24 protein-coding genes are annotated in these 23,956 nt (G+C 61.5%); 17 read left to right on the top strand and 7 right to left on the bottom strand.

The features are described 5' to 3' along the window. Positions 1-240: 240 nt before the first annotated feature. The 5 genes from FAZ95_RS28810 (at position 241) to FAZ95_RS28785 (ending at position 5,359) form a co-directional block, all read left to right on the top strand. On the top strand, positions 241-1,233 hold the full coding sequence (locus tag FAZ95_RS28810; RefSeq protein WP_137335859.1) for a carbon-nitrogen hydrolase family protein: 993 nt from the start codon (positions 241-243) through the stop codon (positions 1,231-1,233). Positions 1,234-1,339: 106 nt separating this feature from the next. Then, a complete protein-coding gene (locus tag FAZ95_RS28805) occupies positions 1,340-2,272 on the top strand; it encodes an NmrA family NAD(P)-binding protein (RefSeq protein ID WP_137335858.1) in 933 nt (310 codons plus the stop codon). A 22-nt stretch (positions 2,273-2,294) separates the two neighbouring features. After that, entirely contained in the window at positions 2,295-3,647 is a 1,353-nt protein-coding gene (locus FAZ95_RS28800) for an epoxide hydrolase family protein (RefSeq protein WP_137335857.1), read from the top strand. 194 nt (positions 3,648-3,841) lie between these two features. Continuing rightward, positions 3,842-4,474: a LysE family translocator gene (locus tag FAZ95_RS28795; RefSeq protein ID WP_137335856.1), complete on the top strand. Its 633-nt coding sequence runs from the start codon at positions 3,842-3,844 to the stop codon at positions 4,472-4,474. Between the two features lie 345 nt (positions 4,475-4,819). Continuing rightward, positions 4,820-5,359 carry a carboxymuconolactone decarboxylase family protein gene (locus FAZ95_RS28785; RefSeq protein WP_137335855.1) on the top strand — a complete coding sequence of 180 codons (540 nt, stop codon included), beginning with the start codon at positions 4,820-4,822 and terminating at the stop codon, positions 5,357-5,359. A gap of 12 nt (positions 5,360-5,371) precedes the next feature. On the opposite strand, the gene FAZ95_RS28780 is transcribed toward FAZ95_RS28785, so the two are convergent. The 3 genes from FAZ95_RS28780 to FAZ95_RS28770 form a co-directional block, all read right to left on the bottom strand. Beyond that, positions 5,372-6,148, bottom strand: coding sequence for an enoyl-CoA hydratase/isomerase family protein (locus tag FAZ95_RS28780; RefSeq protein WP_137335854.1), 777 nt, complete (start codon positions 6,146-6,148; stop codon positions 5,372-5,374). 103 nt (positions 6,149-6,251) lie between these two features. Next, a complete protein-coding gene (locus FAZ95_RS28775; RefSeq protein WP_137335853.1) occupies positions 6,252-7,067 on the bottom strand; it encodes an alpha/beta fold hydrolase in 816 nt (271 codons plus the stop codon). 123 nt (positions 7,068-7,190) lie between these two features. Continuing rightward, entirely contained in the window at positions 7,191-7,733 is a 543-nt protein-coding gene (locus FAZ95_RS28770) for a 2,4'-dihydroxyacetophenone dioxygenase family protein (RefSeq protein WP_137335852.1), read from the bottom strand. Positions 7,734-8,096: 363 nt separating this feature from the next. Between FAZ95_RS28770 and FAZ95_RS28760 the strand changes: the two genes are divergently transcribed. The 5 genes from FAZ95_RS28760 to FAZ95_RS28740 all read left to right on the top strand — a co-directional run bounded on the left by FAZ95_RS28760 (position 8,097) and on the right by FAZ95_RS28740 (position 12,821). Beyond that, entirely contained in the window at positions 8,097-9,083 is a 987-nt protein-coding gene (locus FAZ95_RS28760; RefSeq protein WP_254700327.1) for a LysR family transcriptional regulator, read from the top strand. A 92-nt stretch (positions 9,084-9,175) separates the two neighbouring features. Next, complete coding sequence (locus FAZ95_RS28755; RefSeq protein WP_137335851.1) at positions 9,176-9,505, top strand: DUF4148 domain-containing protein; 330 nt, start codon at positions 9,176-9,178, stop codon at positions 9,503-9,505. Between the two features lie 2 nt (positions 9,506-9,507). After that, complete coding sequence (locus FAZ95_RS28750; protein WP_137335850.1) at positions 9,508-10,377, top strand: alpha/beta fold hydrolase; 870 nt, start codon at positions 9,508-9,510, stop codon at positions 10,375-10,377. A gap of 74 nt (positions 10,378-10,451) precedes the next feature. After that, on the top strand, positions 10,452-11,408 hold the full coding sequence (locus FAZ95_RS28745; protein WP_137335849.1) for an AEC family transporter: 957 nt from the start codon (positions 10,452-10,454) through the stop codon (positions 11,406-11,408). A 192-nt stretch (positions 11,409-11,600) separates the two neighbouring features. Then, positions 11,601-12,821, top strand: a complete 1,221-nt coding sequence (locus FAZ95_RS28740) for an MFS transporter (RefSeq protein WP_175425799.1) — start codon at positions 11,601-11,603, stop codon at positions 12,819-12,821. Between the two features lie 31 nt (positions 12,822-12,852). Here FAZ95_RS28740 and FAZ95_RS28735 read toward each other — a convergent pair whose 3' ends face one another. Together FAZ95_RS28735 and FAZ95_RS28730 are read right to left on the bottom strand one after the other, a co-directional pair. Then, on the bottom strand, positions 12,853-13,236 hold the full coding sequence (locus FAZ95_RS28735; RefSeq protein WP_137335848.1) for a cupin domain-containing protein: 384 nt from the start codon (positions 13,234-13,236) through the stop codon (positions 12,853-12,855). A gap of 2 nt (positions 13,237-13,238) precedes the next feature. After that, positions 13,239-13,829, bottom strand: a complete 591-nt coding sequence (locus tag FAZ95_RS28730; RefSeq protein WP_137335847.1) for a LysE family translocator — start codon at positions 13,827-13,829, stop codon at positions 13,239-13,241. Positions 13,830-13,931: 102 nt separating this feature from the next. Between FAZ95_RS28730 and FAZ95_RS28725 the strand changes: the two genes are divergently transcribed. Continuing rightward, positions 13,932-14,822 carry a LysR substrate-binding domain-containing protein gene (locus tag FAZ95_RS28725; RefSeq protein ID WP_137337649.1) on the top strand — a complete coding sequence of 297 codons (891 nt, stop codon included), beginning with the start codon at positions 13,932-13,934 and terminating at the stop codon, positions 14,820-14,822. 257 nt (positions 14,823-15,079) lie between these two features. Here FAZ95_RS28725 and FAZ95_RS28720 read toward each other — a convergent pair whose 3' ends face one another. Further along, positions 15,080-15,484 (bottom strand): hypothetical protein, encoded by a 405-nt coding sequence (locus FAZ95_RS28720; protein ID WP_137335846.1) that lies wholly within the window; start codon positions 15,482-15,484, stop codon positions 15,080-15,082. Positions 15,485-15,954: 470 nt separating this feature from the next. Here FAZ95_RS28720 and FAZ95_RS28715 point away from each other — a divergent pair, with 470 nt between their 5' ends. The 3 genes from FAZ95_RS28715 (at position 15,955) to FAZ95_RS28705 (ending at position 19,669) form a co-directional block, all read left to right on the top strand. Further along, positions 15,955-16,989: an SGNH/GDSL hydrolase family protein gene (locus tag FAZ95_RS28715; RefSeq protein WP_137335845.1), complete on the top strand. Its 1,035-nt coding sequence runs from the start codon at positions 15,955-15,957 to the stop codon at positions 16,987-16,989. Between the two features lie 359 nt (positions 16,990-17,348). After that, a complete protein-coding gene (locus FAZ95_RS28710; RefSeq protein WP_137335844.1) occupies positions 17,349-18,890 on the top strand; it encodes a tetratricopeptide repeat protein in 1,542 nt (513 codons plus the stop codon). A 371-nt stretch (positions 18,891-19,261) separates the two neighbouring features. After that, positions 19,262-19,669: an OsmC family protein gene (locus FAZ95_RS28705; protein WP_137335843.1), complete on the top strand. Its 408-nt coding sequence runs from the start codon at positions 19,262-19,264 to the stop codon at positions 19,667-19,669. Positions 19,670-19,800: 131 nt separating this feature from the next. Here FAZ95_RS28705 and FAZ95_RS28700 read toward each other — a convergent pair whose 3' ends face one another. Next, positions 19,801-20,697 (bottom strand): LysR substrate-binding domain-containing protein, encoded by an 897-nt coding sequence (locus FAZ95_RS28700; protein WP_137337648.1) that lies wholly within the window; start codon positions 20,695-20,697, stop codon positions 19,801-19,803. Positions 20,698-20,896: 199 nt separating this feature from the next. Between FAZ95_RS28700 and FAZ95_RS28695 the strand changes: the two genes are divergently transcribed. From FAZ95_RS28695 to FAZ95_RS28685, 3 genes are all read left to right on the top strand, one after another. Beyond that, a complete protein-coding gene (locus FAZ95_RS28695; protein WP_137335842.1) occupies positions 20,897-21,535 on the top strand; it encodes a hydrolase in 639 nt (212 codons plus the stop codon). A 138-nt stretch (positions 21,536-21,673) separates the two neighbouring features. Further along, a complete protein-coding gene (locus tag FAZ95_RS28690) occupies positions 21,674-22,792 on the top strand; it encodes a porin (protein ID WP_137335841.1) in 1,119 nt (372 codons plus the stop codon). 159 nt (positions 22,793-22,951) lie between these two features. Then, a complete protein-coding gene (locus tag FAZ95_RS28685; protein WP_137335840.1) occupies positions 22,952-23,845 on the top strand; it encodes a pirin family protein in 894 nt (297 codons plus the stop codon). Positions 23,846-23,956 lie beyond the last annotated feature (111 nt).

Below are 23,956 nucleotides of genomic sequence, written 5' to 3'. Positions count from 1 at the left end.
TCGTCTTTTCCCTCCCTCTTTCCCCGCCCTGTCCTTTTGTATCTCAACGTATCTACAACCGATAGGGATACGCACGCTTACAAACAAGCGACTTTCGGACACGAGCGAGATACGTTCATCCGCTCAAATACGCCCACCGCGAGCAAAACACCGCACCGCATACAACTGGGCTTGCCGAAATAGTGCATATGCACGATCGACCAACGCCTGATACCCATCGCCCTCGTTAAGGAGTCTGTCATGAAAGTCGTCAAAGCCGCCGCCGTCCAGTTCAGCCCGGTGCTCTATAGCCGTGAAGCAACCGTCGCCAAGGTCGTGCAGAAGATCCACGAACTCGGCCAGAAAGGCGTGCAGTTCGCCACCTTCCCCGAAACGGTCGTGCCTTATTACCCGTACTTTGCGGCCGTCCAGACCGGCATCGAACTTCTGTCGGGTACCGAACACCTGCGCCTGCTCGAACAGGCTGTGACCGTGCCGTCCGCAGCTACCGACGCGATCGGCGAAGCCGCGCAAAAGGCCGGCATGGTCGTGTCCATCGGCGTCAATGAGCGCGATGGCGGCACGCTGTACAACACGCAATTGCTCTTCGATGCCGACGGCACGCTGATCCAGCGCCGCCGCAAGATCACGCCGACGCATTTCGAACGCATGATCTGGGGCCAGGGAGATGGCTCGGGCTTGCGTGCAGTCGACAGCGCGGTCGGCCGCATCGGCCAGCTCGCATGCTTCGAGCACAACAACCCGCTCGCCCGCTACGCGATGATCGCCGACGGCGAGCAGATCCATTCGGCGATGTACCCGGGTTCCGCCTTTGGCGAGGGTTTTGCCCAGCGCATGGAAATCAACATCCGCCAGCATGCGCTCGAATCCGGTGCGTTCGTCGTCAATGCGACGGCGTGGCTGGACGCGGACCAGCAGGCGCAAATCATGAAAGATACCGGTTGTGGAATCGGTCCGATCTCGGGCGGCTGCTTCACCACGATCGTCGCTCCTGACGGCATGCTGATGGCCGAGCCGCTTCGCTCGGGTGAAGGCGAAGTGATCGTCGATCTCGACTTCACGCAAATCGACCGCCGCAAGATGCTGATGGACTCGGCCGGCCACTACAACCGCCCCGAATTGCTGAGTCTGATGATCGACCGCACGCCGACCGCCCATGTTCACGAACGCGCTTCGCACCCGATGATCGCCAGTGACCAGGTTTCCGACGATCCGCTCACTCAGGCTGCATGATGTAGTCGTCGCGTTGATCGACGCATGCACGCCCGTATATTTTCATACAACAATGTGTATATGCATGCTTAAATAAACTGCAGTCTCTCCTTGAAAGGTATGTGATATGGCAACGAAACCTGCCCATGATGGGCGCATTCTCGTGACGGGCGCCGGAGGCGCGATTGGCGGAATTGGCCGCAACGTGACAATGTCATTGCTTGCGAAGGGCTATAAAGTGCGGGCGCTGGTCCGCAAGGACGACGATCGCGCGAACGAGTTGCGCCGCCTTGGCGCCGAAGTCGTGGTCGGCGATCTGACCGATCTCGCCTCGATGCACCGCGCAATCGAAGGCTGTTCGCGTGTCTATTTCGGCATGTCCGTCTCCGCGGCCTATCTCGAGGCAACCGTCAATTTTGCAGCCGTGGCGCGTCATCATGGCGTCGAAGCCATCGTGAACATGTCGCAAATGACGGTCACCGAAATGAGCATCACGGAGACGACCGACAGCCCCCAGCACAAGCTGCACTGGCTTGCCGAGCAGGTGTTGCAGTGGTCGGGGCTGCCCGTCGTCACGGTACGGCCGACGGCGTTTCTCGAGAGCTTTTTCCTGACGCTTGGCGCAGCCGGCGTGCGCGACAACGACGAACTCGCGCTGCCGCTCGGCAACAGCAAGACGTCGCCCATCTCTGCAGTTGACGTTGCGAATGCGGTATCGGTGATTCTCGAGAACCCTGCACCCCATATTGGCAAGATCTATAACCTGACGGGCCTTGAGTCGACGGATCTCGAGCAGGCCGCGCGCGTCTTTTCGGAGGCGCTCGGCCGGCCCATCCGTTACCGGAATGTGCCTGTCGCGCCGTGGTCGGACACATTGCGCGAACTCGGCATTCCTGCTCACGTCGTCGCTCATCTGGCCGTGATGGCCGACCTGCACGCTCAGGGACGATACGACCGCATGACGAACGATCTGTTCGAACTCACGGGCCGCAAACCCATGAGCATGTACGACTTCGTGAGACGGCACATCGCAGACTTCACGCGCAACGCAACACGCTGATCCAAGCCAGGAGAGCGATCCCATGTCAAACGACACGCCCCAGTCCTCATCGCGCCGGCAGTTTGTCGGTGTGGCCGCCGCGGCGCTCGCGGCAGGCTCGCTGAGCCGGCTCGCCTTCGCGGAAACGAGCCCGGCGATCGGCACGATCACCGAACCCGCGAACGGCGACAAGACGGCGATCCGGCCGTTCCGCGTTCACGTCCCCGACTCGCAGCTCGTCGACATGCGGCGTCGCATCAAGGCCACGCGCTGGCCGGATCGCGAGACGGTGCCCGACGAATCGCAAGGGATTCAGCTCGCCACCATTCAGGGACTCGCGCAATATTGGGCAAGCGGCTACGACTGGCGCAAATGCGAAGCACGGCTGAATTCGTATCCGCAGTTCATCACTGAGATCGACGGACTCGACATCCATTTCATCCATGTGCGGTCGAAGCACGAAAACGCGATGCCGTTGATCGTGACGCACGGCTGGCCCGGCTCGGTCATCGAGCAATTCAAGATCATCGACCCGCTGGTCAATCCGACCGCCTACGGCGCACCGGCTTCCGATGCGTTCCATCTCGTGATTCCCTCGTTGCCGGGCTACGGCTTTTCGGCGAGACCGACCACGACTGGTTGGGGACCGGAACGCATCGCGCGTGCGTGGGTCACGTTGATGAAGCGCCTCGGCTATGAGCGCTTTGCTTCGCAGGGCGGCGATCTTGGCGGCATTGTCACGAACATCATGGCCAAACAGGCGCCGCCCGAACTGATCGGCATTCATGTGAACTTCCCCGCGTCGGTGCCGGCTGACATTCTCAAGTCGCTTGTCGCGGGCGATCCGACGCCCGCTGGCCTGTCAGATGAGGAAAAGCATGCGTATGAGCAACTGAGCGCGAACTTCAAGAGGAAGCGCGGATACGCGCTCGAAATGGGCACGCGCCCGCAGACACTGTACGGACTCGCCGACTCGCCCATCGCCCTTGCATCGTGGCTCCTCGATCATGGCGACGGCTATGGCCAGCCCGCGGCGGCATTGACCGCAGCCGTGCTCGGTCATCCCGTCAATGGTCATTCGTCAGGCGCGCTGACGCGAGACGACATACTCGACGACATCACGCTTTACTGGCTGACCAACACCGGCATCTCGGCGGCGCGCTTCTATTGGGAGTCGCACGCGAATTTCTTCCTCGCGGCCGACGTCAACGTGCCTGCCGCTGTGAGCGCTTTTCCGGGAGAAAACTACCAGGCGCCAAAGAGCTGGACCGAAAAGGCCTATCACAACCTGATCTACTTCAACAAACCCGAAACGGGCGGGCACTTCGCGGCATGGGAAGAACCGATGATCTTCGCGAACGAAGTGCGCACCGGGTTAAGGCCCTTGCGCGCCTAAACAGGTCGAATCGAGGCATTCATGAAGGCGGCCCGGGCGCTTGACTTGCTTCGGCCATACGGCGCCATCCGCCCGCGTCGTTCGACGAACTCTGGCGCACATGTCTGATACTCCGCGAAAGATGGCAATATTGCCACTCCCGCTCGTTTCGGCAAAGCCCGATAATGAGCGACTTTCCATTTCCGGAACCAAACATGACTGGAAACGCCTATTTCTCGGCAAACCTGCTGCTTGCCTATGCAGCGTATTTCGTTGGCACCGCGAGTCCAGGGCCGAGCAACCTTGCGATTATGTCCATCGCGGCCAGTCACGGCCGGAAAGCGGCGTTGATGTTCGCACTCGGTGTCGTCTCCGGGTCAATGTTTTGGGCGACGGTGGCAACGCTAGGCGTGTCGGCTGCCCTGATCGCCTATTCGCAATTCATCATTGCAGTCAAAATTTTTGGTGGTCTGTATCTCTTGTGGCTAGCCTTCAAATCCGGACGCAATGCGCTTGCGACTGCAGCTGCATCCGTATTGAACGCGGAACGAACACCGACATTGATGAGCGTCTACTCCCGTGGCGTGATGCTCCACCTCACCAATCCCAAAGCCATCCTCGTGTGGGTTTCAATTGTTGCTCTCTCGTCGAACGGCACGGGGCCTACCCATAGTGCTTTAGTTGCGGGCTGTGCAGCGATCGGATGTCTGGTGTTCGGCAGTTATGCAATGCTGTTTTCGACGGATTCGGCTCGCAGGATGTACGTGCGGACCCGTCGCGTCCTGGAAGGATGCCTGGCCGTCGTATTCGGGATTGCCGGCATCAGACTTCTGGCGTCGCGCGTCTAGCTGGTTTCGCTGGCTTCGCGCGTTAGTCCAAGCGGGATGCCGTCTGAGCAGTCGCGCGCCGCACCACTGGTTTCGTGGCTAGTTCATCCAGTGTGATAAAGAACTCGAAGCCCTTGTCGTTCTCACGCGTCACCAGAAATCCAAGCTTGCGATGGAAGGCGATGGCGAACCCAGGCCGATGACCATCGGCTCAGGACCCCCCTTCCGACTTATGCTTCTCAGGAATGAGAGTTATGCAGCGATGCTGTCTTCTGCGCCATTGCGGCCGCCGGCATCATCTTCTCTTTAGGTGATCAGCTGATCAACAAAAACTTCACTCGACGAAGTGACAACCTGGAGAACGCCATGACCACGATTAACGTTCCAAAGCGCGAAGAAGTATCCCCGTCCAACCAGGCCATTTTTGACAGCCTTCAAAGCAAGCTCGGCTTCGTGCCGAATCTCTACGCGGCGCTCGCACATTCGGAAAATGCACTTGCCAACTATCTCGCTTTCCGAAACGCGAAAAGCAGCCTCTCAGCAAAAGAACGGGAAGTGGTGGATCTCGTCGTCAGCCAGGTCAACAGTTGCGAATACTGCCTTGCGGCGCACACCATGATCGCCAAGAACTTGGGCTTCTCCGACGAACAGATTCTCGAGATTCGGAGCGGCAAAGCGAGCTTCGACTCGAAGCTCGACGTGCTTGCTCGCCTCGTGCACAACATCACGGTTAATCGAGGCCACGCCGATGCGCCCGTCGTCGAAGCGTTTTTCTCCGCAGGCTGGACGAAGGAAAACCTTGTCGATGCAATCGTCATAATCGGCGACAGGACTGTGACCACGTATTTGCACTCGACAACCCGCGTACCGGTCGACTTTCCTGCCGCGCCGACGTTTCCTGCCTAAACGTCATGAAGGTCAGCTCTTCGCCTGCATGGCTTTCACGAGGGCGGATGCGGAGGCGCCTTCGAGCGAGAGCCCATAGCCGACTTCCTGCACGATGCGTTGCTTCAAGGGCCAAATAAAGTGTACGCGCGTGTTGCGGCGTGCCACCTCAGGCGCTTTCAAATACTGCCTCGCTAATTCCTGTGCCCGGTCAAGCGCCTGGCCGTCTGGCACGACCTCCGCAACCACGCCCCACTCGCGTGCGACTGCCGCGGTAATCGGCTGCGCGTTGAACAGGAAAGCTTCCGCCCGCCCCGGTCCCGCGCGATAGCTCCAGGTGGTAAAGATGCCGTCGCCAGGCACGACACCCGCCGCATAGTGGCCCATGTCGTGAAAGGTTGCGCCTTCTGCCGCCACGATGACGTTGGACAACAGAATGTACTCCGAGTGGATATGCGCGCGCCCCTCGATGGCCGCGATGACCGGCACGCGTATATTGGCGATGTTTTCCAGGACCTGAACGCCTTCGTCGTGGATCTGGCTCCAGATGTCGGGATCGGACACGTCCTTGAAAGACGCCCAGTCAACCCCGGTCATGAAATCGCCGCCTGCACCCGTGAGGATAACGATCTTGTTCGCACGATCCTGCGATATCCGGTAGAAGGCATCGACAACGTCCGTGTGGGCCTCCGCCGTAAAAGTGAGCGGGCCGCCATCGCTATGGAATTGCACGACCAGCACGCCGTCCTCATCCCGTGTCATCTTCAGGTTGCGGTAGGCAGTGAAATAGTTTTCGGGATTCGTTTGCATGATGTTTTCCTATGGCGAGTACCTTGCTGAACTTTTCATGAGCCCCATCCGCGAGCTGGGAAAGGGCCAACGAGCGACAACCGCTTCCGCCTGCTGCCCTGCGTCAGACGAAGAACCCGGCCAACGCACGAGCCACGGCGACAGCGTCGTTTTCCATGGGGATGTGGCCCGCCTTGGGAATCCGGACGAGCTGCGTGTTCGGGATCTCTTTGGCGAAGCGCTCCGCGTGCTCGACGAGCTGGAAGCTGTCGTCTTCGCCCCAGACGAGCAGCTTGGGCGTCTGCGACGCGCGAAGGCGCGGCAACAGCTCCATCGTGTAACGATTGTCCGCCGCACCGGCCAAGGCGAGCCACGACCGTGCAACGCGCGGCTCCGTCCACGGTTCGAGATACTCGGCCACCTCGCTTTCCGTGGTTGGCCTGGCCAGTGCGGTGAGGACCGACTTGCGACGGGCGGCAAGGATATCCTCGGTCGTCGTCGCAGCGGCCACCGCCGGATCGCGGAACCGGGCAACGCCTGGCACCGGCCATGAATCGAACATCACTGCGTTGACGAGTGCGAGCTTGCTGACCGCTATCTTTCCATCGACGAACACCTGCTGCGCGATGCCCCCGCCGATGTCGTGCCCCGCAACGCCCACCGGCCCCGCGATACCGAGCGCATCCAGGAAGCGCGGCAGCCAATTCGCCAGAGCGGGAATCGACGCATCCTCAATAGTCAGCTCGCCGCCTGAGCGACCGGAGCCGGGGAAATCCACCGCGATAGGGCGTAATCCGGCGGCGGCCAGGTCGTCGAGCACCGGCTGCCATACGCGGCTCCAATAGGTACCATGCAGCAACAGCAAGACGGGGCTTGCCGGGTCACCGGCGCTCAGGTAGCTGATCGGTACGCCAGCCACGTCAACAGTTCGTCGTTCCATGATGAAAATCCTCCGTTGCGGTCTGTGGTGGCGGGCGATCGAGGTGCCCGGCCGCCGACGCGCGTTTGATGCGTGTTCGTGCGCGCTTTCGTGGCATTCGAAACGTGCACGCAGCGAGTCGTCTTAGCGAATGAACTGCTTGACGTAATCGGCGCCGAGGCCGATCTCTTCGTAATGCTTGCGGGCCGCTTCGATTTTCGTGAACACGTCTTCGTATCCCACTGCGTTGCCTTGCGGATCGACGTAGGTGTAGCCGCCGGTCACATGGAACCACGTGATCATCTCTGTTACGTCCTCGGGCACGTACAAGGTGTGCGTCTCGCCTGCCGGCTCGTGCGCGTAGCCACCCTGCTCCGCAACCCAGTTGTGCTCGAGGTAATACCATCTGCCTCTCAGAACAATCGCGTGCACAGGCCCGGTATGGCGGTGGCGCGAGAGCACGCCGGACTGGCGCACTCTGAGCAGATTGACGAAATAGCCCTGGCTGGCGCTGAAAAGCAGCGGCTTGAACGACACCGTCGGCGACATCGGCACCCAAAGGTTATCGTCCTCCAGCCACTTGTCGAGGACGCCCAGGTGCACGATGTCGGGTGACATGTCAGAGGGTTGAGACAGCTGATAGGGGACAGCAAGCTCATCAGGCTTGCTTGCGGTTGTGTTGGTCATGTTACGAGACCTCCAAAAAATTTCGATATGTCGCGGGCGCAGTTCACGCGGCGGCCGTTACCGGCTTCGTCCACTCGTTGCCCTTCATGAACGGGTCGTACTGGGTATGAACGATGTGATTCGTATAGTTGCTCATGACCTGCTTCATACGGGGAAATTCGTGATGGGCAGATCATGCGCGCGGGATCACGCTGGCAGAAGATTCGCCAGGCACATAACATTCATTCCAAGCAGGCATAAAACGGTTGATGCCGCCGCCACGGTTGATTTGGGACTGCGCGAAAAAGCGGCAGCACGTCGAGCAGGTTGTCTCCGAGCCAGCCCCCCAAGGAACAACGCGTGCTCTCTTCGTTCGGGAACGCAATGGCAGACATCGTCAGCAGTATGCGGATCTTCGTCCGCGTCGTCGAAACCGGCTCCTTCAGCGCCGTCGCGAAAGAAAATAACGCGACGCCTGCACAGGTTTCGCGCACGGTCACGGCGCTGGAGCAGCAGTTGCAGACCGCCGTGCTGCATCGCACGACGCGGCATCTCTCCGTCACCGAACCCGGTGGACGTTTCTACGAGCGCGCCAAGGCGATCCTCGCAGCCATCGATTCGGCAACCGACGAGGCCCGCGGCGCAGGCGTGTCTCCAACCGGCAGGTTACGGCTGCACTGCGCGCCAGGCCTTGCGCAGGGCGTGGTGGCCGCGGCGCTGACCAGCTATCGGCAGGCCTACCCCGATGTCTTCGTCGAATTGAAGATCGAACAAAGCATGCCCAATTTGGTCGAGGAGGGATATGACCTCTCACTGATCTCCGCCACGGAGCTTCCCGACTCCGTGTATGTTGCCCAGCCGCTCGGCTCGGCATACGCCGTGATGGTGGCCTCGCCGGACTATCTGAAACGCCAGGGCGCGCCTCGCACGCGCGAGGAACTGAGTGGCCACACGTTGCTCATGCTCGAATCGCCCGTGTCGCCGCCTGACGAATGGCATATCGAAAGCGAGGCGGACGCGCAGATCTGGAAGATTTCGAAGTCGCCGCTTCAAGTCAATGTCCCCGATGTGATGCGGGCAGCGCTGCTGCAGGGGGCCGGCATCGGCACGCTCGCGACGTACACCGTCGTCGACGATCTGGTTGACGGAAAGCTCGTGCGCGTGCTCCCGCACTATCGCCTCAGGCCGTTCACCGTGTTCGCGGTCTACCCTTCGCGCCGTTATCTCGATGCCAAGGTCCGCACGCTGCTCGAGCACCTGCGCTCGACGCTCTCGTCGTCCTTGAACGATGCCATTGCGCGCATCGAGGCGCTGGCCCGCGCGGATTCCGTGCAGCGCCATCAAAAATCTTTATCTGCGCCACCGGCTTAATTGCACGGATGCGGCTCAATAGACTGATTCCCAACCGGTAGACGTTCACCTCATCGAACGCGCTGACCGGATCCCCACTTGGAGAATCGATCATGAAACGCATCCTCATTGCTTCACTGCTCACCGTCGCAACCGCCCTACCGGCCGCGGCCTTTGCCCAATCCGGCCTGACTCGCCAGCAGGTGCGTGCTGAACTGGTCGAACTGCAACAAGCCGGCTACCGCGGCACGACCTCCGATGCTACGTACCCGTCCGAATTGCTTGCGGCCGAGCAGCGCGTCGCTGCCCTTCACGCTTCGCAGACAGGCAGCGTAGCCGACAGCGGCTACGGCGCACCGGCGTCCGGCTCGACTTCGTCCGGCAGCCGCACCGCCCCTGCCCCCGCGATCCCGGGTTTGCAATCCGTCTATTTCGGGAGCTGATCATGAGCCAGCTCGAGGTCACGCATCACACGATTACGGCAAACGGAATTCGCCAGCACTATGTCGAAGCGGGCGAAGGCGCGCCCGTGGTGCTGCTTCACGGCTTTCCGGAAACGCACTACGCATGGCGGAATCAGATCCCCGTGCTTGCGCAGCATTACCGCGTCATCGCGCCGGATCTGCGCGGCTATGGCGAAACGGAAAAGCCCGCCGCCGGCTATGACAAGCGGACGATGGCGAACGATCTGCGGGCGCTCCTGCGCGAACTGTCGATCGAACGTATTGCACTCGTGAGCCACGATCGCGGTGCGCGGGTCGCGACGCGCTTTGCGAAGGACCATCCTGAAGCGGTCGATCGTCTCGTCGTCATGGACAACGTGCCGACGCGCATCGTCGCCCAGTCTATCGACGCACGGATCGCGCGCGCGTATTGGTTCTTCCTGTTCCATCAGGTTCCCGATCTGCCGGAGGCCCTGATCGCGGGCAAGGAGCGTGCGTGGCTGAGGCACTTCTTCTCCGACTGGTGCTACGACCCGCACGCGATCTCGGGCGAGGCCTTCGAGACCTACGTGCGCGCCTACGAAGCACCGGGAGCCGTGCGGGGCGCCCTGGCGGACTACCGCGCCAACGCCGTCGATGTCGCCCAGGACAGGGAGGATGCGGACGTGTTGATTCAGGCTCCGACGCTCGCCCTGTGGGGCGCGGAGTTCTATGCGGTGGGCAAGATGTTCGATATGGCGAGCGTGTGGAAAGGCATGGCCCGCGACGTCGTCACCCATGCCATTGCGCGTGCAGGGCATCTGCCGCATGAAGAGCAGCCGGAAGTCGTCAATCGGCTTCTGGTCGACTTTCTCCAAGGTTGGAAAGGCTAAGGCCAATCGGCCGCGACCACCGCCAGGCATGGCGTGGTCGCGACACGTCGCAGGCCTGCCCAGAGGTCACCATCATGATTTCCAAAATCGCTAGTGCGCTGATCCCATTCCTGTTCTCCATGGGAGCGGGATACTTTGCCGGGAAAGTCAAACCAGGCGCGATGCCGCTATCGTCGATCAACACGATGCTCGTGGACTATGCGCTGCCGTTCGCGCTGTTTGTTTACACCGCCAGGATGCAGCGGGCGAGCCTTGCCCAGCATGCCGTGCTGATCGCGGTGCTGGTCGGCGTGATGCTGGTGCCTTATTTCGTGTCCCTGCTGGTTTCCCGCTTTGTGTTCAAGTCGGATTCCGCCACCGCCGCCGTGAGGGCCGTCACGATCGGCATGCCGAATTTCGCGTCGGTGGGTCTGCCGTTACTGCGCGCCGTGTACGGCCCGGAGAGCGACCTGACGGTCGCCATCGCCGTCACGACGGCGGCAGTCGTCATGTCGCCCGCGGCGCTCCTTCTGCTCGAACGTGCGCGTTCCGCAGCACCCTCCCGCTCGAGCGAAGCCCGGCAAACCGATGGATTGCTCGTCAAGGCGTTGCGCAACACGTTCCTCAAGCCGGTCGTACTCGCCCCGATTGGAGGCGTGCTCGTGTCGCTCTGCGGATGGACGCTGCCCGATCTCCTGTCCCAGTCGCTCAGCATCATCGGAAACACGACGGCCGGCCTCGCTCTGTTCTCGACTGGGCTCGTGCTCGCGGTACAGCCGTTCAGGTTCGACGCGCAGGCAGGTTTCGGCGTTGTGCTGAGTAACGTCGTGCAACCGCTGATTGCGCTGGCGCTCGTCAGCCTGCTGGCCGTGCCGAAGGCGATCGCCGGACAGGCGATCCTGCTCGCGGCGATCCCCTGTGGTTCTTTCGGCATCCTTTTTGGCCTGCCGTACGGGGTCAGCGACGCGTCTGCGGGAACGACGCTTGTCGCTTCGAGCCTTCTATCCGCCGTGACGCTGAGCGTCACCATCGTCTTGCTGGGACACCTGTAGCGCGCCCTTCGGCGAACGCGCCGGTATTCCGCCCGGGAATGAAATCTATTGCCCGGACCTGTCTTCTGCCCTGCCGCAAACACATCGAGAATTTCGCCATCCGCTGCACTTGATCGGCAGCCTGGCGTCATCGCAAGTCGCGGCAGGCTCTCGCCACTTATTGCCCGTCAACCCGATACGAGACTGAGCCCCATGAGCACCCACCTCGCTTCCCTGGCCCGCGCCGGCACCGCGCCGACCATGGCGCGCAGCCTGATCCTGCTGTTCGCCTTCAGTTGCGGCGCGATCGCCGCGAACCTGTACTACGCGCAACCCATCATTTCGCTGATCGCGCCGGACCTGCACATGTCCGAAGGCACCGCGAGCCTGATCGTCTCGCTCACGCAGATCGGCTACGCCGCCGGGCTGTTCTTCCTCGTGCCGCTCGGCGACTTGGTCGAAAACAAGCAGCTGATGATCATTAGCGCCGTGCTATCGATCGCGAGTCTCGCTGCCGCTGCGACGATGGACGAGCCGGGTCTCTTTCTCGGAATCTCGCTGTTGATCGGCTTCACGTCGGTTGCCGTGCAGCTGCTGATTCCGCTCGCCGCGCATTTCGCAGCGGCCGAGACGCGCGGCCGCGTGGTCGGCACGATCATGAGCGGGCTGGTGCTCGGCATTCTGCTCTCGCGTCCGATCTCGAGCTTCATCGCCGGACACTTTGGGTGGCGCGCGGTGTTCGGCTTCGGCGCAGTCGTGATGACGATCGTCACGGCGCTGCTGGCACTGACGCTGCCGAACCGGCGCCCCAGCCATTCGGCAAGCTATCTGGAACTGATCCGTTCTCTGGAGCACCTCGTCACGACGCTGCCCGTCCTGCGCCAGCGCTCGCTGTACCAGGGATTGTTGTTCGGTTCATTCAGTCTGTTCTGGACCGCGGTCCCGATCGAGCTGACGAACCACTACCATCTGTCGCAGACAGCGGTCGCCGTGTTCTCGCTGGTCGGCGCGATGGGCGCGACGTCTGCACCCCTCGCCGGGCGCCTCGCCGACGCTGGCCACACGCATCGCGCAACAGCCTTCGCGCTCGCGCTGGCGGCGATCGGCTATCTGCCCGCCATGCTGGTTCCCGGCCTCGGCGTGTTCGGGCTCGTCGGCACCGGCCTGCTGCTCGACTTCGCGGTGCAGATGAACCTGGTCCTGGGCCAGCGCGAGATTTACCAACTCGACCAGAACAGCCGCAACCGCCTGAACTCGATCTACATGACGAGCGTGTTCGTCGGCGGCGCCGTCGGCTCCGCCATCGCGAGCATGCTGTACAAGCACGGTGGCTGGACTTGGGTCGCGGTCGCCGGGATGCTCTTCCCGCTGCTCGCACTCGGCCGATTTCTGTTTGCCGAAAAGCCCGCGCAATCAATCATTTCGCATGACTGAATAGCTTGCTCATTACGACAGCTCAGGGTGATTAACGCAACTGCTCGTCGATCGTCTTCGTCAACGGCGACTCGACGTCGCCCGTGTGCTTCGTCTGCACGGGCTCGATCAGCACGACCCAGCATTCCTCGTCGGCAACCGGGTTGTGCAGCGTGCCGCGCGGCACCACGTGCATCGAGCCTGCGGGCAGATCGACGACGCGCCCGCCTTCGTATTCGATCTTCAGATGCCCGCGCACGACGAAGAACAGTTCGTCCTCGTGTGCATGGTCGTGCCACACGAGCTCGCCGCGCACTTTCGCGACCTTCACGTATTGATCGTTGACCTGCGCCACGACTTTCGGCGACCAATATTCCGACACGTCGCCGAACGCGGCTTCCAGCTCGAACGATTCGGCAAAAGGATGGACTGACACGCTTACCTCCAGGTAGGAATGATGGACGCGGCGAGCAGCGCGCCCATCGCAAGATTGAGGATGCGCCAATGAAGCGGCGTGCGAAAAAGCCGTGCGAGCAGCATGCCGAGCGCGCACCAGAGCGAGAGCGAGACGCATGCGGCGAGACCAAACGCCGTGCCGAGCAACAGCGCGAGCCGGTCCGGGCTGCTTGCGAGCAGAGCGAAGGACGCCGCGGCGCCCACCGTCATGGCCCAGCTTTTCGGATTGAACCATAGCAGCAAGAAGCCGCTCACGAGCGTGACTGGCCGCGCGGGGCCGTTGCCGGCGTTCGGCGGACCGCTTCGCGCGATGCGCCACGCGAGCCACAGCAGATACGCGGAACCGAGGGCTTTCACGGCCGTCTGCAGCGCGGGTATCGCAAGCAGCAGCTGGCCAAGGCCTAGCGCGGCGACGGCGGCGAGCGAGGCGAGCGCGATCGCGATGCCGAGCATCAGCGGAATCGAACGCGCAAAGCCAAAGCGCCCGCCCGACGCGGTGGCGAGCATCGTGGCCCCGCCGGGCGTGAGGGTCGCAACGGCGACGAACAGGAGAAGCGGCAGGATCGAGCTCATCGGCGCATGTCCGGGGGAATCGTGACTTGCACTGTACGGATTGCCCGGGCATCCGAAAAGGCAATAATATTGATGCAATCCATTACGCGACTTAATGCGTCGATGACCCGAAACCTTGACCTCGATCTGATCCGCACCTTCGTCACCGTCGCCGACAGCGGCAGCATGACGGTCGCCGCGAATCTGCTGCACATGACACAGGGCGCCGTCAGCCAGCAGATCAAACGACTCGAAGATGGGCTGGACTGCATGCTGTTCATGCGCAAGGCGCGCAAGCTGGAGTTGTCGCGCCAAGGCGAGCAGTTTCTTGTGAAGGCGCGACAGATGCTGCGGCTGAACGACGAAATCTGGGCCGACATGACCGCTCAGTCGCTGCAGGGCGGCCTGCGCGTCGGCGTGCCCTACGATCTCGTGACACCGCTCGCGCCCGCGATGAAAGCCTTCGCCGAAGCACATCCGCGCGTCGAGCTTTCGCTCGTATGCGCGACGTCGCCGGAACTCAGCGAAGCGCTGAACGGCGGACGCGTGGATGTGTCGCTGGTCGAATACGTCGCGAGTGAAGCCGAAGGGGAAGTGATCCGCATCGAGCCACTGGTGTGGGTGAAGGGGCGCGGCTGTGATATCTGGCAGAAGCGGCCATTGCCGCTTTCGATGGTGGATGAACGCTGCGCGTTCCGTCCGGTGGTGCTCGGCGCGCTTGCGGACGAAGACATCCCTTGGCGCACGGTGTTCGAAAGCGGGAACATCGAGGCGACCGCCGCAACGGTGCGCGCCGGCCTTGCGATCACGGCCTGGCTCGTCTCGACAGTGCCGCCCGATCTGGAAACGATCGAGCCGCACGCGGCCGGCTTGCCTGCACTGCCGCCGTTTGCCATCTGCCTGCGATTGCCCTCGACGGCACAGCCGGCGGCGCTGGAATTTGCGCGCTACGTGCGCGAATCGATGTCGAACAACGCAGCTATTCCGCACTCGCGGCTGGCGAAAATCGCTTGACGCTGGGGTTTGATGGGACGTTGTAGAGCCAATTGCAATCGTTTGGAGCGTTCTCGCGTACGGCTCTTCGTGGTCGCGCTCAGCCGGATGGAAGCGTCGCAGTACGACCCGGAACCGCCATTCAACTCAGCGCGGTTCCGGCGGCAGCCTTCAAGTGTAGAACGGCCATTCAGTCGCTCATACTTGCTAGGGGGCCGGCCGCAGCCGATCCATACGGAAGCAGGCCCGTGCAAGCAGCCGGGTGACGGGGCGAAGCACTAATTGATCGTTCCCACCCCGAGGTGCAGGGACGCCGCTCCCTTGTGCCCGGCGGAGTTCGTCACGGTGAGAGTGACCAAATGGTCTGTAAACACTCCCGGCGTGCCCGACAGAACCACGCTGATGGTCTTGCCGGTGCCGAGCAAGCCGTCCGTGCTGTCGGTCCAAACGAAAGCGGAATCCGGCAGGGTCGCGTCAACGGGATCCGTTGCAGTCCCGACCAGCGTCTCGACATTCCCCGCTGCGAAATTGTAATCGCCGTCGTAGTAGCTCAAGATGTTGACAGTCGGGTAGTCGTTCCCTGACAGCGCCTGCACGGTCACAGTCGCGGTACTCGACACACCCACAGAATTTGTGGCCTTGAGCATGATTACGTGGGTTCCGGCGATTAGCTTCGCGGACATAGTGCAATCGACGGCCGGCGACGTGCAGACGCTCGGTCCCAGGTTGGTGAAGAACTTGGAATTCGGCGCCGGAATCGTAATGATCGGGATCGGAGTTACGAGTGCCGCTTTGTGACGCGAACTTCATCCGGGGTTGTACTTACTGCCCTTTCGTGCCGCGCCACCTATGTTGAAGACGCACGCATGTATTTTTGATGCCATCTTCGAGCGACGCGTGCGCCACGATGCGCACTATTCGCGCTCGATCGGCAGCGCGTGAACACCTATTAGAGAATCAAGATAAAGCGTGGCACGCTGGCGCGCTGTGACTCCGCTTGCCCCTGAACAAAGTGCGTAGCCACTTTGGGCGGGCGGCTAACAGATGGCCCGGCACGCGTAAGAAAACAGACATATAGGTACGTGACCCGTTGCAATAGCCGTCGAGATCGGAGGGTTCGAACTTCCGGTCCAGATGATGGAGGTGAACGAACATGGCGAACGCACGTAGGCAGAAGTGGGTGCATATCCTCGTAGCTGCGATGGTCCTTTTGCTCCCTTGCGTCGCAGGCGCCGCATTGACATTCAGCAGCATCGTCGTGTTCGGTACCAGCCTTTCCGACCCGGGCAATGCGTTCGCGCTGCTGGCTCACCCACCGGCTGGAATGAATCTCGGGGGTAACGTCATCCAGAGCACGCCGCCTTATGACACCCTCGACGAGTCGCTGGTGCCGATCGCCCCGTACGCAAAGGGGGGGCACCACTTCAGCAACGGTGCTACATGGATCGAGCAGTTCGCTCAAGGTACAGGGCTGGCCTCGAACGTCCAGCCAGCGTTCCAGAGCAGCAGCGGCAAGGCGCGCAACTATGCGGTGGGCGGAGCGCGAGCCACATCGTTTCCGCACACGGTCAATCTGCCGGATCAAGTGACGAGATTTCTCCAGGATGTGAACCAGATCGCTCCGTCAGACGCGTTGTACGTCATCGAAATGGGAAGTAACGACCTTCGGGACGCCCTCGCCGCCTATCTCACCGTGCTCCTGAAAACGGGCAGTCAAAGTCAGGCTGCTGCGGCGGCGAATCCCATCTTGACTAGTTCACTGAACGGTATCGCGCAAAGTATTCAAACGCTTCACCACTTTGGGGCAAACAAGTTTCTGATCTGGAATGCGCCAAGGATAGATTTGGTGCCTGCTGTCCAGGCCATCCCCGGCGCGGCGGGCGTCGCCTTCAACCTGGTGGCCGGGTTCAATCAGGGGCTAGCCCAAATCGTCTCGTCTTCGGCGGCACTCGGCATTCAAATTGCGCAAATGGACATCACCGGCGAGATGGCGACCATCTTCCAATCGCCGGGCGACTTCGGCTTCACCAATGACATTAATCCGTGTGTAACCCCTGACACGCCGCCTTTTACGTGCCAACAACCTGACGACTATTTCTTCTGGGACGGCATCCACCCGACGAAGGCAGTACACGCGTTGCTTGCGCAACTGGCGGTGCGTACGTTGGCACAGTATCCCGGCCACTAGCGTCGAATGGCTGTCCACTGAACGGGGTCGCCGTTTGTGCGTCCGGGTTATCGAGTGGGCAGAGGACCAGTCTTATTGCAATTTTCCTCATCGGGCCGAGTGCAGCCCATGAGGTGTCGTTCGCTAACTTAATTGCACTGTAATGAGATGTGCGCTTAGTACATTCCGACCCAGGACGTTGCCCCATGTCACTTGCTTCGTCGGATCTCACTACCTATCTTTCAGGACGTGAGACGCTCTTCAACGATCCAGTCGGGAACAGAGCGTCTGATGCCTGCCCCCGAAGCAACCCGACGATTGAGCCTCAGGATGGCTAAGGCTTTTCGTGCTAGCGATGTTCGCATCCCATGCATTCGGCAATGTCCATTCGAACGTTGAAGCGCCTGTCGATGACGCTGCGAGGAATGGTCAGCGGCTGGGCTGTTGCAGGCATCATCATCGCCATCACAGGTTTTGCGCCGCAGGTGTGGATCGCCCGGTTTGTCCATCAGATTGCGTCGCCCGCAGACGTGCGCCGCCTGTTACCGCTGGCTCTCGATGTCCGGGTCGAGATTGTTCTTGCTGGGATTACGATCATAGTGTGGGACGTCCTGTATCGAAGCCGTCAACGATATACCGCGCACTCAGGACCCGGTGCGACGCGTCTGATCGCCGACAGTCAGCGGTCTCCGGGGGATTGGTGTGCATCGCGGGCGCCACGACTTTCCATCGTCGTTCTGCCTTTTGCCAATGTTGGCGGCGATCCAGAGCAGGAATACTTCGCCGATGGCGTCACCGAAATCCTGACCACCGATCTCTCCCGCATTCCCGGGGCGTTTGTCATCGCACACAATTCAGCCCTCGCCTACAAGGGCAAGCCGGTAGATGCACGACAGATAGGGCGTGAGCTTGGTGTGCGGTATGTCATGGAAGGGTGCGTGCAGAGCATCGGCAGTCGCGTGCGCGTCAACGCTCAGATCGTCGACGCCGGCACGGGAGCGCATCTTTGGGCTGAGCGCTTTGACAAACAGCGCGCCGATGTTTTCGAGATGCAGGACGAGATTACCGCAAGGCTTGCTCGCATGGTCGGCATTGAACTCGTCGCGGCCGAGGGTCGCCGGGCAGAGCGCGAACGGCCGGACAATATGGACGCCATGGACCTTGCGATGCGCGGCTGGGCGATCATAAATCAACCCTCTTCATTGGACGACGCGCGTCGAGCACGAGCCGATTTCGAGGCGGCGTTGCGCCTCGACGACGGGAACGTCGATGCGCTGGTCGGACTAGCCGAGAGTTACGAACTGGAGCGCCGAAGCTTCGTCTCTCTCGATGTGAGCGAGCAGATCCGTGTCGCCGATGCGGCAACAGCGAAGGCGCTGATGAGGGCACCCAATAACGCGCTGGCGCACTACGCCCGGGCTACGGTGTTACTTCGTTTGCGCGCGCCAGAACGGGCGCTGCGCGAGTTAGAGCTCGCCATCGGTCTGGATCAAAATCTGGCGTTGGCTCACGCCTATTCCGGGTTCATGAAACTCCTTCTTGGGCGACCCGCGGAGACCAAGGCTCATGTTGCCGAAGCGATCCGCCTCAGCCCACGTGATCCTCAGTTGAGCCACTGGCATTTCTACATCGGAGCGGCTGACCTCTACCAGGGCCGTGCCGCTGACGCAGTTGAAGCGCTGCATAAGGCGGTCGAACTCCATCCGCACCACAACCTTAACCATTTCTTCCTGGCTGCAGCGTTGGCGGTTGCGGGCCGCGAGGCTGAAGCAGCGGAGGCGTGCGCTGTCGGGCAACGGATCGATCCCACTTTCAGCGTCGCCAAGTTCCGCGACCTCGCCCCAAGTAACAACGCGGTATTCCTGGCCCTGCGCGAGCGTGTTTATGACGGGATGCGCAAGGCCGGGGTGCCGGAGGGGTGAGTCGACGTCCTCTCGTGCCGGGTATAGAGCTGTCGACGCCTTGACGGTCCGGTGTCCGGGGTGGAACCGACGCTCGCCGCGCTGAGAGTTGAACTGATAGTTCGGCAATTCCACCGCTTCGGCAAGCGCCTTAGAGGGAAGCCCAGCCGTCGGCAGCATTTTGATCTTCCTTAAAGCCCAGCGCCTTCGCAATCGGCAGCATTTCGCCGACCGATTTGATCGCCTCACCAATGCCCCTGGGACGCGACTGGCTTAGGATGATGGCATAGCATTACCGCATATTCATGCGAGGAGCCGGGGTACCGCATGTGCCTGGCGAAGCCCGCAGCATCATGCCATTCAACTGATCGCGCCACTCCGAGGAGTTACCCATGCCGCTCGCCTCCGCCACTGCTCGCCTTGCGACCGACGCGCCCAACTACGTCGTCGCGATCGAGGCTGGCCGCCACCCGCTGACGGGCGACGAAGGCCCCCACGAAGGCGGCCAGGATCGCGGCCCCGCGCCATTCGCGTTCGTGCTGTCCGGGCTTGCCGCGTGCACAGCCGCCACGCTGCGTATGTACATGCAGCGCAAGACGTGGCCGGCCGCCACGATCGCCGTTGAGGTCAGCCTGCATGCCGATCACGACGGGATCCAGTACATTCGCCGCGGCGTGGCGGTCGAAGGACCGCTTGAAGAGGCGCAACGCGCGCGCCTTGCCGAAATCTGCGAAAAGACGCCGGTCACGCTCTTCATCAAGCGGGGCACGCGCATCGACACGACGCTGCGCATTGCATGACGCAAGCGTCAGTGCCACCCGCGTCGAAGATACCGCGCCTGGTTTTGTTCGAGCGCTTACATCAGTTCACGCTGATCTATCGAAGGAACGATCGATGCGCGCGACTCAGCCGGTCACCCCGTGACGAAACATCACTCGTCTTTCTGGATGTGTTCGGCGAGATAGTCGATCAGCAGGCGCACGGCGGGCAATAGTCCCCTACGTGACGGAAAGACGGCATGAACCAGCCCCCCTTTGGGTTTCCAGCCCGGTATCACGTCGACCAGCGTGCCTTTTACGAGCGCATCCTCCACGACCATGTACGGTAATTGCACGACGCCCACGCCTTTCATGGCCGCCTGCCGAAGCGCGGTCATGTCGTCGGTGATGTAGCGCGGCGCGTGACTCACCCGCGCTTCCGCTCCGTCCGGTCCGACAAGAGCCCACGCATGATCGCGCTGCGGGCCCCAATCGAGGCTCGGCATGCCGGACAGATCTGCGGGATGCACGACACTCCCGTGCCGCTCCACGAGCGCCGGCGCGGCAACCAGACGCTGCGGACTGCCAGACAGGACGCGCATGACGAGCCCGCTGTCTTCGAGCGGCGGGAAGCGAACTCGCAAAGCGAGATCGAGACCTTCGCCAAGAACATCGACCCGACGATTCGTTGCATCAAGAAGAATCTGCACCTTCGGGTATTGCGTCATGAAGTCGGCGACAAGATTCCCTATACGGTACGCGAGCAGCGTCGTGGGGCAACTCATCCTCACCACGCCTTGAGGCTCGGAAAGCCTACGCTCCATCACCTCGCGGGCGGCATCGGCTTCAACGAGCACCGCGACACAGCGTTCGTAGAACTCCTGTCCCGTCTCCGTCATCGAGAAATGGCGCGTGGACCGGTTGAGCAGGCGAACGCCATATCTCGCTTCGAGCTCGGCGATGCGACGGCTCAGCTTGGACTTGGGCATGTTGAGCGCCCGTCCGGCCTGCGTGAAACCGTGGTTGTCGACCACTTTCACGAAGTAGAAAATGTCGTTTAGGTCGTCCATTACTGTTCCTTCGGCAGAACAATAAAGGCATCTTAAGACATCAAGATCCACCAACGGATCGTCGTTGTTCCGCTCATAGAACACAGTCGGCAGTTTTCGAGGCTTCAAGCCGGCTCGTCGCCCGCATAGCATGGCTATGCATCACACACCGATCCTCAGGATCGCCTTTCACTTCTTGCACAGTTTTCTGGAGACAAACATGGCAAGCGAAACCATTCGCGACCCCGCGAACGATCATCTGCTCACACCGCAAAACGCGGCATTCATCGTCATCGATTACCAGCCGGTCCAGGTGAATTCCATCGCGTCGATGGATCGCCAACTGCTGGTCAACAACATTGTGGGCGCCGCCAAGGCCGCAGTCGCCTACAAGCTGCCGATCGTCCATTCGACAGTCAACGTGAAGACTGGCCTGAACAAGCCACCCATCCCGCAACTGCGCGCGGTGCTTGACGACTATCCGACCTACGATCGCACCAGCATCAATTCGTGGGAAGACGTCGAATTCCGCAAGGCCGTCGAGGCAACCGGCCGCAAGAAGCTGATCATGACCGCGCTCTGGACGGAAGCGTGCTTGACGTTTCCGGCACTCGACGCGTTGAAGGAAGGCTACGAGGTATACGTCGTCGTCGACGCGGTCGGCGGCACGTCCGTCGCAGCGCACGAAGCTGCGTTGCGCCGTATCGAACAGGCAGGCGGCAAGATGATCAGTGTCGCCCAGCTGTTCTGCGAGCTGCAACGCGATTGGGCACGCAGCGAGACGGTACCGGCGTTCATCAACCTGTTCATCGAAACCGGCGGCACGGCCGGCATCCAGTTCTCGTACGACAAGAACTGACCTGTCACGCGCGCGGCCGGTTGTGCTACCGTCCGCGCGTATCCGCAAGCTCCGGCGAACCCTCGACCACGCCGTGCCAGGTACGGCGCTCAGTCCCGCTCGCAGCGGTGACGCGTCGACGACAGGGAAGCGATCATCATGAAGAGACAGACCGCGCTGATAGGCCTGGCCGGCTGCGTGAGCGCGACATGCTTCCACGCCAGCGCGTACGCCCAGGGGAGTGTCACATTGCAGGGCATGATCGATGGCGGCGTGACCTATGTGAACAACCAGCATGGCGGCTCGGTGACGCAGTTCGACAGCGGGATTTTTGCTCCAAACGTGCTCACGTTCAGCGGAAGCGAGGATCTCGGCAGCGGAACGAAGGCCGTATTCAATCTGACTTCGCAGTTCGATCTCGGCAGTGGCGCAACCATTCCGGGCGCGGGTCAGATCTTCAATCGAACGGCATACGTGGGTCTGTCCGATGAGCGGCTTGGCGCCGTGACGTTCGGCAACCAGTACGACTTCATGTTCGACACGTTGACGCTCGGTCTCTTCGACGGCGCCTTCCTGTTTGGCGGACTTTATGATTTTCGCCAGGGACCGTTCAGCTCGCTGGGCGTGCCGCAAAATCCGACCGGCTCGTTTGACTTCGACCGCCTGGCCGGCGCAACGCGTGTGGCGAACGCGGTCAAGTATCGCAGCCCATCCCTCGAGGGATTCAGTTTTGGCGCGCTGTATGGCTTTGGTGGCGTCGCGGGTTCGTTTTCCGCCAATTCGACGATCAGCGCAGGCATGAACTACGAGAACGGCCCGCTTGGCGTCGGGGTCGCGTACATCGAGGCTAAATATCCCGAACTGGGTAACGGTCATGACGGCATCCGCAACTTCGGCGCCGGCGCGCACTACAAGTTCGGCAGCGTGCTCGCCATGCTGCTGTACACGAATACGAAGAACACGGCGAGCGGCGCAAAGATCGACGTCTACAAGGCAGGCTCCTATTGGACGATCTCCTCTGCCTGGTCGGCCGGACTCGACTACCAGTACATGAAGGGAAACGAGGTGCTCGATAACAATGCCGCGCACCAGATCGCCACAGCGGTGCAATACCACTTTTCGGAGCGGACGATGGCGTACGTCGAGGCCGTCTATCAGCGTGCCAGCGGCGACTCCGCCACGACGCAAGCGTGGATCAACGGGCTGCTTCAACCCGGTGCGGCAGCGAGCAACCGTTCACAGACACTGGCGCGCATCGGGTTGCAGACGAAATTCTGAAAGCGCCCCTTCGCAAACCCATACGCGTTTTATTTGCAGTCATCGTTCCTTCAATGAGACACAGAGGAACACTTCCGCCCTCTACCGCCGTCATCGTCCGACCACTACTCTGTATCCATGCAAACAAGGCCGCAGGCCTTTCAACAGGAATATTCGACGATGAAAAAGATTCTCGGCACTTACAGCAATCCCAACACACATTGGGTCGGCGACGGCTTTCCGGTGCGTACGCTGTTCTCGCATCAAACGATGGGCCGTCACCTGAGCCCGTTCCTGATGCTCGACTACGCGGGGCCGAAGACCTTTGCGCCGACAGCCCGCCGTCAGGGCGTCGGACAGCACCCGCACCGCGGCTTCGAAACCGTGACCATCGTGTACCAGGGCGAGCTGGAGCACCTCGACTCGACAGGCAGCGGCGGCCGGATCGGTCCCGGCGATGTGCAGTGGATGACCGCGGGCGCCGGCATCCTGCATGAGGAGTTCCATTCGCGCGCGTTCGCAAAGACAGGCGGGACGCTGGAGATGGTCCAGCTCTGGGTCAATCTGCCAGCGAAGGACAAGATGACGGCACCCGGCTATCAAAGCATCGTCGCCAGCCAGATTCCATCGGTCAACCTGCCGGCAGGCGCAGGACGCGTGCGGGTGATCGCCGGCAACTACGCGGGCAATGCGGGGCCGGCGCATACCTTCACGCCGATGGACGTCTGGGATGTGGGGCTCAACGCAGGACGTAGCGCAACGTTGACGCTGCCGGCGGGCAGGACGCTCGCACTCGTCGTGCTACGCGGCCAGCTGCGGGTCAATGGCGATGAGCGGGTCGTCAGCGACGCGCAACTGGTTCTGCTCGAGCAGGACGGCACTGACGTTCAGCTCGATGCCATCAGCGATGCAACCGTGCTGGTGATCAGCGGCGAGCCCATCGACGAACCCGTTGCCGCGTATGGTCCCTTCGTCATGAATACGGAACAAGAAATTCGCGAGGCGGTAGAGGACTTTAACAGTGGGCGTTTTGGGTCGTTGGCTGCGACGTCCCAGCGGGCCATCACCCAGTAAGTGGCGCCAATGCGTCAGAAGCGCTTCTGTTCCGGGCACGCTAAACGTGACATCGGGACAGGAGCGCCCAACCCCGCTCACGCTCCGACGCGTTCGCGACTGCAATTGCGA

Origin of the sequence: Trinickia violacea (genome assembly GCF_005280735.1) — a bacterium.
Taxonomy (GTDB): domain Bacteria; phylum Pseudomonadota; class Gammaproteobacteria; order Burkholderiales; family Burkholderiaceae; genus Trinickia_A; species Trinickia_A violacea.
Note: the sequence above shows the minus strand (reverse complement) of the source record. Positions and strands in the feature narration are given on the sequence as shown.

What these genes read in the sequence shown, in the direction of transcription:
- FAZ95_RS28695 (WP_137335842.1), top strand. Translation starts at nt 20,897, where the DNA reads ATGGCAAGCGAAACCATTCGCGACCCCGCGAACGATCATCTGCTCACA.
- FAZ95_RS28805 (WP_137335858.1), top strand. Translation starts at nt 1,340, where the DNA reads ATGGCAACGAAACCTGCCCATGATGGGCGCATTCTCGTGACGGGCGCC.
- FAZ95_RS28740 (WP_175425799.1), top strand. Translation starts at nt 11,601, where the DNA reads ATGAGCACCCACCTCGCTTCCCTGGCCCGCGCCGGCACCGCGCCGACC.
- FAZ95_RS28745 (WP_137335849.1), top strand. Translation starts at nt 10,452, where the DNA reads ATGATTTCCAAAATCGCTAGTGCGCTGATCCCATTCCTGTTCTCCATG.
- FAZ95_RS28720 (WP_137335846.1), bottom strand. Translation starts at nt 15,484, where the DNA reads ATGTCCGCGAAGCTAATCGCCGGAACCCACGTAATCATGCTCAAGGCC.
- FAZ95_RS28715 (WP_137335845.1), top strand. Translation starts at nt 15,955, where the DNA reads ATGGCGAACGCACGTAGGCAGAAGTGGGTGCATATCCTCGTAGCTGCG.
- FAZ95_RS28690 (WP_137335841.1), top strand. Translation starts at nt 21,674, where the DNA reads ATGAAGAGACAGACCGCGCTGATAGGCCTGGCCGGCTGCGTGAGCGCG.
- FAZ95_RS28685 (WP_137335840.1), top strand. Translation starts at nt 22,952, where the DNA reads ATGAAAAAGATTCTCGGCACTTACAGCAATCCCAACACACATTGGGTC.
- FAZ95_RS28770 (WP_137335852.1), bottom strand. Translation starts at nt 7,733, where the DNA reads ATGACCAACACAACCGCAAGCAAGCCTGATGAGCTTGCTGTCCCCTAT.
- FAZ95_RS28760 (WP_254700327.1), top strand. Translation starts at nt 8,097, where the DNA reads ATGGCAGACATCGTCAGCAGTATGCGGATCTTCGTCCGCGTCGTCGAA.
- FAZ95_RS28780 (WP_137335854.1), bottom strand. Translation starts at nt 6,148, where the DNA reads ATGCAAACGAATCCCGAAAACTATTTCACTGCCTACCGCAACCTGAAG.
- FAZ95_RS28725 (WP_137337649.1), top strand. Translation starts at nt 13,932, where the DNA reads ATGACCCGAAACCTTGACCTCGATCTGATCCGCACCTTCGTCACCGTC.
- FAZ95_RS28810 (WP_137335859.1), top strand. Translation starts at nt 241, where the DNA reads ATGAAAGTCGTCAAAGCCGCCGCCGTCCAGTTCAGCCCGGTGCTCTAT.
- FAZ95_RS28800 (WP_137335857.1), top strand. Translation starts at nt 2,295, where the DNA reads ATGTCAAACGACACGCCCCAGTCCTCATCGCGCCGGCAGTTTGTCGGT.
- FAZ95_RS28750 (WP_137335850.1), top strand. Translation starts at nt 9,508, where the DNA reads ATGAGCCAGCTCGAGGTCACGCATCACACGATTACGGCAAACGGAATT.
- FAZ95_RS28775 (WP_137335853.1), bottom strand. Translation starts at nt 7,067, where the DNA reads ATGGAACGACGAACTGTTGACGTGGCTGGCGTACCGATCAGCTACCTG.
- FAZ95_RS28705 (WP_137335843.1), top strand. Translation starts at nt 19,262, where the DNA reads ATGCCGCTCGCCTCCGCCACTGCTCGCCTTGCGACCGACGCGCCCAAC.
- FAZ95_RS28700 (WP_137337648.1), bottom strand. Translation starts at nt 20,697, where the DNA reads ATGGACGACCTAAACGACATTTTCTACTTCGTGAAAGTGGTCGACAAC.
- FAZ95_RS28795 (WP_137335856.1), top strand. Translation starts at nt 3,842, where the DNA reads ATGACTGGAAACGCCTATTTCTCGGCAAACCTGCTGCTTGCCTATGCA.
- FAZ95_RS28710 (WP_137335844.1), top strand. Translation starts at nt 17,349, where the DNA reads ATGTCCATTCGAACGTTGAAGCGCCTGTCGATGACGCTGCGAGGAATG.
- FAZ95_RS28755 (WP_137335851.1), top strand. Translation starts at nt 9,176, where the DNA reads ATGAAACGCATCCTCATTGCTTCACTGCTCACCGTCGCAACCGCCCTA.
- FAZ95_RS28730 (WP_137335847.1), bottom strand. Translation starts at nt 13,829, where the DNA reads ATGAGCTCGATCCTGCCGCTTCTCCTGTTCGTCGCCGTTGCGACCCTC.
- FAZ95_RS28785 (WP_137335855.1), top strand. Translation starts at nt 4,820, where the DNA reads ATGACCACGATTAACGTTCCAAAGCGCGAAGAAGTATCCCCGTCCAAC.